This is a genomic window from Deinococcus sp., assembly GCF_018260555.1.
Classification (GTDB): Bacteria; Deinococcota; Deinococci; order Deinococcales; family Deinococcaceae; genus Deinococcus.
The window spans coordinates 1-7,474 of record NZ_JAGLBB010000093.1 but is presented as its reverse complement, the minus strand read 5'-3'; the positions used below and the strand labels follow the sequence as shown (position 1 = coordinate 7,474).

Genomic DNA, 7,474 nt, shown 5'->3' with positions numbered 1-7,474 from the left:
CGCCCACGACCTTCACGCCGCATGTGCAGCACGGCATGGTCGCTGGCGCGCAGGACGTGCAGGCCCGCGCGCCGGGCACGGTCCTGATCGACTCGCGCGCCCCCGCCCGATACCGGGGCGAGGTGGAACCCATCGACCGGAAAGCCGGGCACATCCCGGGAGCCGTGAACCGCGACTGGAGCGGCGTGCTGGACGGCGCGGGCCACTGGCGCAGTCCCGAGGTCCTGGGCGTGCACCTGAACGCCGGGGCCGCCCCCACCATCACGTACTGCGGTAGCGGCGTGAGCGCCACGCCGAACCTGCTGGCCCGCGAACTGACGGGCGTGCCGCTCGGCCCGGACAACCGCCTGTACGCCGACTCCTGGAGCGACTGGATCAGCGACCCGACGCGCCCGGTAGCCGTGGGCGCGGAGGACTGAACGGGCGACCACACCTGGGCCAGGGTGGTCACTCCCCGAGTGTACGGCGGTCGTCTGCCGTGACCGGTACGGTGCCGTCCGTCCATTCGAGCGTGAGGGTGTCCCCGGTGCGGACCTGCGCGGCGCGGGTGACGGGCTGCCCGTCCGCGCCGCGCACGAGGGCGTACCCGCGTGCCAGGGTGCGCTGCGGGGTCAGGCCCAGCGCCTGACGCATCAGGGCGTCCACGTCCTGCGCGGCGCGGTCCACGTGCCGGGTGGCGGCGGTGCGGGCGCGCTCCAGCGCCCACTGCGCGCCCGCGTCGGCGTCCACGAGGACCTGCGCGGCGTGGGTGCGGATGGTGCGGGCGTCCTCCTGCGCCTGCGCGGCGGCCTGCGCGGCGGTGCGGACGATCAGGGCGGCGGCCTTGCTGGGCGTGTCGGTGCGAGTGTGCGCGACCTCGTCGGGCAGGGTGTCGTCCCGCGCGTGCCCGAGGCCCGTGATGACCGGCGCGGGAAACGTCGCCAGCGCGCGCGCGAACGGCAGGTCGTTCAGCCACGCGAGGTCCGTGACGGCCCCGCCGCCCCGGAGGACGATCAGGGCGTCCAGCGGCTCCTGCGCGTGCAGGTCGGCGGCCTCCTGCACGGCGCGCAGCAGACTGGCCGCGGCGTCCCGGCCCTGGAAGGTCGCTTCCAGGTAGACGGGGCGCAGCACCCCGGCGCTCTGAAGTGGGTCGATCTCGCGCCGGAAATCACCCAGGCCCGCCGCGCCGACCGGGGCGATCACGGCGAAACGGTCGAAATCGGCGGGCGCGGCGTGCAGGCGGTTCAGGCCGTACACGCCCTCGCGCACCAGCGTTTCGCGCAGGGCGTCCAGGCGCAGCGCGGCGTCTCCCAGCGTGAACTCCGGCGCGATGTCCAGCACGTTCAACGAGAAGCCGTACTGCTCGTGGAAGGTCGCCTCGCAGAACAGCAGGACCTTCAGGCCCGCCGTGAGGGTCCCGCCCGTCGCGCGGCGGAACTTGCCTTCCAGACTGAAGCGTTCCCGCGCCCAGACAGTCGCGCGGCACTTGGCGACCTCGCCGCCTTCGCCCGCCTGCACGAGGTCCAGGTACAGGTGGCGGCGGTCCGTGACGCTGGCCACCTCGGCCCGCACCCACACCGCGCCGGGCACGCCGCGCGCGATGACCTGCCCCACGTACGCCAGCAACTCCGACAGTTCCAGGAACTGCTCGGGTGGCCGGGCCGGCTCGGTCTTCTTGCGGCGGGTCACAGGCGCGCCCCCAGCACGCGGCCCGCGACGGCCGCCAGCAGGCCCAGCGTCACGCTGAGCAGCGCGTACGCCAGGGCCGCTGCGCCCTGCCCGCGTGAGAGCAGGGTGTCGAGGTCCACGCTGAAAGTGGAAAAGGTCGTGAACGCGCCCAGCACCCCGGTTCCGAACGCCAGTCGCGCCGCGTCCGGCCAGACGCCCCGCCCCACCAGGGTCAGGGTCAGGCCCAGCAGGAACGAGCCCAGCACGTTGATCAGCAGCACCGTCACGGGCAGCCCCCCCCGGTTCAGTAGCGGCCCCAGCGCCAGCCCCGCACCGTACCGCGCGGCGGCGCCCAGCGCTCCACCGGCCATCACCCACACCCACGCACTCATGCCCGCAACCTCATCCACGCAGCATAGAGCAGCGGGGTCACGCCGCTCCGGCGCGCCGCGTCTGCCATGCTGTGCAGCATGATTCGCGTCAAACTCCTGCGCAGCGGGGAGGACCAACCCTGGACCGGGCAGACCGACGGCGTCTGGGTGGACGTTCAGACTCTCACGCCCGACGAGATCGCCAGCTTGCGGGCGGCATTCAGCCTCAACCCCCTGGCGGTCGAGGACGCCCTGGAACAGGGTCACTGGAGCCGCGCCGAAGTGTACCCGGAACACTCGTTCATCACCGTGCGGTCCTTCGCGCGGCCCGAACAGGCCGACGAGTTCACGGAACGCCTGAGCGTCTTCACGTTCCCGGACGCCGTGCTGACCATCAGCGGCGGCGGCACGCGCGCCCTGAGCGCCGTGTGGCCCCTGACCGGCCGCGAAAGCGTGAACAACCCGCAGGAAGTCACGTACGAACTGCTCGACCATACCGCCGACACCTTCTTCGTGGCGGCCGACGCCCTCGAGGAGAACGCCGACACCCTGGAGGAACGCGTGTTCCAGACCCGGCGGCAGAACCCGGTACCGGACGTGTTCGAACTCAAGCACCGGATCGCTCACGCCCGCCGCCTCGCCACGGACGCCCGCGAGGCAACCGCCCTGATGGGCCGCCACGCCAACTGCACGCCCGCCGACCTGGTGCGCTACCGCGACGTGCAGGACTCGTTCTCGCGCGCCGCCGGCCGCCTCGACGGACTGCGGGACCTGCTGACCAGCCTGCTGGACCTGCACCTGAACCTCCAGAGCCAACGCATGAACGAGGTCATGCGGACCCTGACGGCCGTCAGCGTGATCTTCCTGCCCCTGACCTTCCTGGCAGGCGTGTGGGGCATGAACTTCAAATTCATGCCGGAACTGAACAGCCCCTACGGGTACGCGCTGGCCTGGGCGAGTTTCCTGCTGATCGGCGGCCTGCTCGCCGCGTATTTCAAACGCCGCGGCTGGTGGTGAAGGGGCGGATGGCGGATGGCGGACGGTCAACAGCGTGTGGGCGGTGCCTTCGGGCCAGTCAGGGGCCCGTGTGCCGCCCGCTTCTTACGACGCGTTCTCCCCTTCCGGCATGGGGAGCGGCCGGGGCGGGGGGGCGTACACGGCGCGGGCCGGCACACTGAGGGTGGCGCGTTCCGGGTACCGCAGGGCGCTCAGGTGGCCGCCGAACGCGCAGCCGGTGTCCACGTTCACGGTGTTGCCCTTCCATCGGGGCGCGGCGTGCGGGGTGTGGCCGTACACGACCAGGGCCGCGCCGTGGTAATCGGCGGCCCAGTCGCGGCGAATAGGGAGGCCCAGTTCGTCGCGCTGGCCGTTCACGTCGCCGTACAGCGCGAAGCTGCGCACGCGCCCGCCGCCGCGCCCGTGGTAGTGGGCGGGCAGCCCGGCGTGCGCGACGATCAGCGCGCCGCCGTCCAGCACCAGGTGCGCCGGCAACGTCTCGATGAAGGCCCGGACCTGCGCCTGCACGTCCGGGCCTGCCTGTTCCAATTGCGCCAGGGTGACGTCCAGACCGTGCATGGCTTTCACGGCCTTCCCGGCCAGCGCGCGGCAGAGTTTCTCGTCGTGGTTGCCGGGCACGCACAGCGCCGCGCCATCCGCGACCATGGCCATGACGAGCTTCAGAACGCCCAGACTGTCCGGCCCCCGGTCCACGAGGTCCCCCACGAACACCGCCGTCCGCCCCTGTGGGTGCCGCGCGCCGCCCCCTGACAGGACGTACCCCAGGTCGCGCAGCAGGTCGAGCAGTTCCGGCAGGCAGCCGTGCACGTCGCCGATCACGTCAAACGGGCCGGTCAGGTCGCGGCAGTCCCCTCGCAGGGGCGTGCGCCGCAGTGGCAGCGTGCGTGCCTGCTCATCACTGAACAGCACCTGCTCATTGCGGAAGCCCTCGTCGCGCAGGCCCCGGCGGGTGCGGCGCAACTCAGCCACCTGGGCCGCCACCACGTCCGCCGGGGCGGCGGTGCGGGCTTCCAGCACGGCACGCGGCAGGTCCAGCACCACCGGCACGGGCTTCACATCGTACGCGCGGGCCAGCGCCACGACCGGCACGCGGTCCACCGGGCGCACGAACCCACCGTCCAGCACGGCCAGTCGTCCCGCCGCCAGCCTCTCCCCCGCCGCCGCGAGCAGTGACGGAACATCCGGGTAGTCCGCCTGCGCGAACACCTCCTCCGGCGCGAAGTGCCGCGCAGCGAGGGTACTTTTCCCCGCGCCGTGCGCGCCGATCAGCACGACCAGGGACAGGGCAGGAACTGTCAGTTCGGTCGGGGCGAATGGAGCAGACACGCCCGGTATCCTCTCACACACTGCACCGGAACGTGAGACAGACCCACCAGAGCCCGCTGGACGCAGCGCCCGTACCCGCCCGCGCACTCGCGGTGACAGGCGCCGCAGGAACGCCCGCCAGAGGTCCAGTCTTGTTACAGGCCCTTAAGAATGGCTGGCACGTCAGTTTTCACGTTATTCCATGAAATTGGTCAGGCGCTCAGCCTTCCCACTACACCACGATGCGCTTAAAGGCACCGTCCTCGCCTGCCGCCGGAAGCTGGCCGTAGCCCAGCTCGCGCTCGACGACCTCGGCCACGTCCTGACCGACCTGCCCAGCCGTCTTCTCCTCGGCGTCGGTAGGCTGAGCGACCACGTCAAAACCGCGCAGGGTGCCGTCGGCATCCGTGTGGCGCACCACCACGGTAAATTCGCCCGTCCCGGCCTTCGGGGTCACGCTCAGGCCGTCGCGGGGGTCTTGTTTATAGGCACCTTCAAAAGCACTCTGGATGTCGCTGATCTTCATGATGCCAGTTTGCCGCAACTGCCGCGGTGTTCCGCCCGATTTTTCTTAATGCTCTTCCGCCTTTTCTTTATGCCTGCATTTTCATAATTGGGCCGGAACACCTGCTTGCTCGGGTTGCACGGTCTTTGCAGCCCGTTTAACCCACAGTCCGTATCAGACGGACTGCCGCTTCACTGCGCCACAGTCGGGAAGACACCGCCTGCGGAATCCGTATCAGCTGTGCGCCTTGCCCGCGCCGCGCTTTTCCAGTGCGGCGAGTGCGCCCGGCACATGCACCGTGTGCAGCGGGTTCCTGAGTTCATGGACCAGTTTGCCTTCCGGGTCGATCACAAATGAGGCCCGGTTAGACACACCCATCAGCGAGGTCAGGCCGCCCATCACGCCATACGCCCGGCAGATGGTTTGCCCTGGGTCGGCCAGCAGCGGGTATGACAGGTGGCACTTTTCGCGGAAAGCAGCCTGTCCCGCTTCGCTGTCGGTACTGATGCCAATGACCTGGGCGCCCAGACGCTCAAATTCGGGCAGGGAGGCTTCGAACTTCTGGGCCTCAATGGAACAGCCGTAGCTGTTGGCTTTGGGGTAAAAGTACAGCACCACCCACTGCCCTCGCAGGCTCTGCAGCGAGATGGCTTGACCGTCGTCGCTGACGCCAGAAAAGTCGGGGGCGGGCTGGTTCAGGGGTAATCTGCTCATCTGTCTTCCTTCCTTGTGCCCAGGCGCAGGCGCAGGCCGCGCAGTTCGTAGCCCTTGACGATTTCGTTGTATCCCACCGACGGGTGATTCACGATTTCCAGGTCGTTCCACAGCAGCAAGCGGCGCAGGAACATGTCCGACTCCTTGATCGCCAGGAACGCGCCGGGGCAGCGGTGGGGGCCGTCACCGAACGCCAGGCCCTGCGGCTGCACGCCGCGCGGCAGGGTGCGGTGGGGACACACCTGTTCCGCGTCGTCACCCATGATGGCTGGGTCGGCGTTCGCGGTCTGGATGTTCAGCGCGAAGGTGGTGCCGGCCGGGAACGTCTGCCCGCCGATGTCGGTGTCCTGGTCGGTGCGGCGGTAGAGCATCGTCACCACCGGGTCGAGCCGTAACAATTCGTGCAAAATGGCGTGGCGCTCTTTTTCGGTCCCGTGGACGTAATCGGCCCGCAATTCCGGCTTCAGCAGCATCTGGTAGGCCGCCAGCGTAATAAATTCGCGGGTGGTGATCATGCCCGCCGTGGCGTAGGTGATGCACTCGGTCAGAATGTCCTGGTCGGAGTAGTCGCGGTCCAGCAGGTAGCTGATCAGGTCGTCCTGACGTTCCTTGCGCCGCGCTTCAATGGCGGGCTTCACGTCCAGCATGAAAAAGAGACCGACCGCGCCCCCCATCGCCGCGTCACGCACAGGAGACACCTTTTGCGTCACTCCGGGTTCGCCGTCCAGCTTGCCGCCCACAAAGGCTTCAATGCGCTTTTCCATGCCTGGCAGGCGGCTGCTGGTCAGGCCGACCACGTTGGAAGCGACTTGCACGGCAAGGTGCAGGCTAAGATCGTCCAGATTCATCTCGCCTTTATTGACCAGTTGACCTATCAGGTCGTCGGCAAGTTCGGCGATCATGGGGCCGTAGCTGTTCACGGCGGTAGGCGTGAAGTATTTGGCGGTGGCGCGGCGCATCTCGGTATGTTCCTCGCCCTGCATGTACAGCACGGGCGGGTGGACACTGCCCTTGGTGTTGCTTGCAATGCGGGCCAGAAACCCGGCCTGGGCAAAGTCGCCCTTGAGCAGGTCGCGGCTGTCGGCGTAGCTCTGCGCCTGAATCAGTGTGCCCTTCGGGGTCAGGTCGTCGGTGGGCAGCAGGCGGTCATGGCGGCGGGTCAGCGACTCCGTGTTGCCGCTGAAGGGACAGGTCGCAGCAGGCTGCTGCTCAGGGTTGGATACGGTCATGGGTGGTCTCCTTGGACAGATTCCGGCTCAGTGGCGCGCAACAACCAGTCGATTTCCGGCGGAGTGAGCGGGAGCAAAACGGACTGCGGTCGTGAAGGGAGCTACCTGGCGCAGCGGCGCGTCCTGACCGAAACAGTTGAATTCCGTTTTGCCTGGTATTCAGGGCTGCGGGCGCACCAGGCCAGCCAGGGTCAACATCAGGTCTTCGCGTCTGGCGGGGTCTAGGCCGCTCAGGTAGGGTTCGGTGACGACTTCAATAGTGGCGATTCCACGTTCCCAGGCGGCGTACCCGGTCTCTGTGAGTTGCACGTTCACGTGCCTTCCATCGGCGTGACTGCGGGTGCGCTTGGCGTAACCCTTGTCTTCCAGATTGCCCAACAGGCGGCTGACCTCGTAGCGGGGCATCTGCATGTTCTGGGCAAGTTCCGTAGGACTCGCGGCGCCGTCTTGCAGGTAACCCGCCACGATAAACTCCTTGAGATCAAGGCCAGCCTCCTCCCGAAGGCGCGCTCCCACCTCCGCCGCCAGAGATTGCCAGAGGTTCCAGAGGGCCGACAAGAACTGAATAGGAAAGGAAACGGTCATAGGTGAAGCGGATGATTCCGCTGACCCCAACTTATTGCAATCTGCAACTAAAGGGATGAGAGCCAGGTAAAGTGGCCGCGACCTCATACGGACTGCGCTCC

Annotated in this window: 9 protein-coding genes; 2 read left to right on the top strand and 7 right to left on the bottom strand. The window is 68.2% G+C overall.

Going from position 1 to position 7,474, the window contains the following annotated elements; all coding sequences use genetic code 11:
* Positions 1-419 (top strand): sulfurtransferase (locus QZ271_RS13225; RefSeq protein WP_291432236.1); only part of this gene is annotated, 419 nt, incomplete at its 5' end.
* A gap of 28 nt (positions 420-447) precedes the next feature.
* Here QZ271_RS13225 and xseA read toward each other — a convergent pair.
* Positions 448-1,668, bottom strand: coding sequence for an exodeoxyribonuclease VII large subunit (gene xseA / locus QZ271_RS13220; RefSeq protein ID WP_291432234.1), 1,221 nt, complete (start codon positions 1,666-1,668; stop codon positions 448-450).
* Positions 1,665-2,039, bottom strand: coding sequence for a fluoride efflux transporter CrcB (crcB, locus tag QZ271_RS13215; RefSeq protein ID WP_291432238.1), 375 nt, complete (start codon positions 2,037-2,039; stop codon positions 1,665-1,667). Before crcB ends, xseA begins: the two co-directional genes overlap by 4 nt.
* 78 nt (positions 2,040-2,117) lie before the next feature.
* On the opposite strand from crcB, the gene QZ271_RS13210 reads away from it, so the two are divergent.
* Positions 2,118-3,035, top strand: a complete 918-nt coding sequence (locus tag QZ271_RS13210) for a magnesium transporter CorA family protein (RefSeq protein WP_291432233.1) — start codon at positions 2,118-2,120, stop codon at positions 3,033-3,035.
* Positions 3,036-3,119: 84 nt separating this feature from the next.
* On the opposite strand, the gene QZ271_RS13205 is transcribed toward QZ271_RS13210, so the two are convergent.
* The 5 genes from QZ271_RS13205 to QZ271_RS13185 all read right to left on the bottom strand — a co-directional run bounded on the left by QZ271_RS13205 (position 3,120) and on the right by QZ271_RS13185 (position 7,373).
* On the bottom strand, positions 3,120-4,361 hold the full coding sequence (locus QZ271_RS13205) for a metallophosphoesterase (protein ID WP_291432230.1): 1,242 nt from the start codon (positions 4,359-4,361) through the stop codon (positions 3,120-3,122).
* 211 nt (positions 4,362-4,572) lie between these two features.
* Positions 4,573-4,866 (bottom strand): hypothetical protein, encoded by a 294-nt coding sequence (locus QZ271_RS13200; RefSeq protein WP_291432229.1) that lies wholly within the window; start codon positions 4,864-4,866, stop codon positions 4,573-4,575.
* 213 nt (positions 4,867-5,079) lie between these two features.
* Positions 5,080-5,559, bottom strand: coding sequence for a peroxiredoxin (locus QZ271_RS13195; protein WP_291432227.1), 480 nt, complete (start codon positions 5,557-5,559; stop codon positions 5,080-5,082).
* Entirely contained in the window at positions 5,556-6,788 is a 1,233-nt protein-coding gene (locus QZ271_RS13190) for a cytochrome P450 (RefSeq protein WP_291432225.1), read from the bottom strand. Before QZ271_RS13190 ends, QZ271_RS13195 begins: the two co-directional genes overlap by 4 nt.
* A gap of 159 nt (positions 6,789-6,947) precedes the next feature.
* Positions 6,948-7,373 (bottom strand): MarR family winged helix-turn-helix transcriptional regulator, encoded by a 426-nt coding sequence (locus QZ271_RS13185; protein WP_291432223.1) that lies wholly within the window; start codon positions 7,371-7,373, stop codon positions 6,948-6,950.
* Between the last annotated feature and the right edge of the window lie 101 nt (positions 7,374-7,474).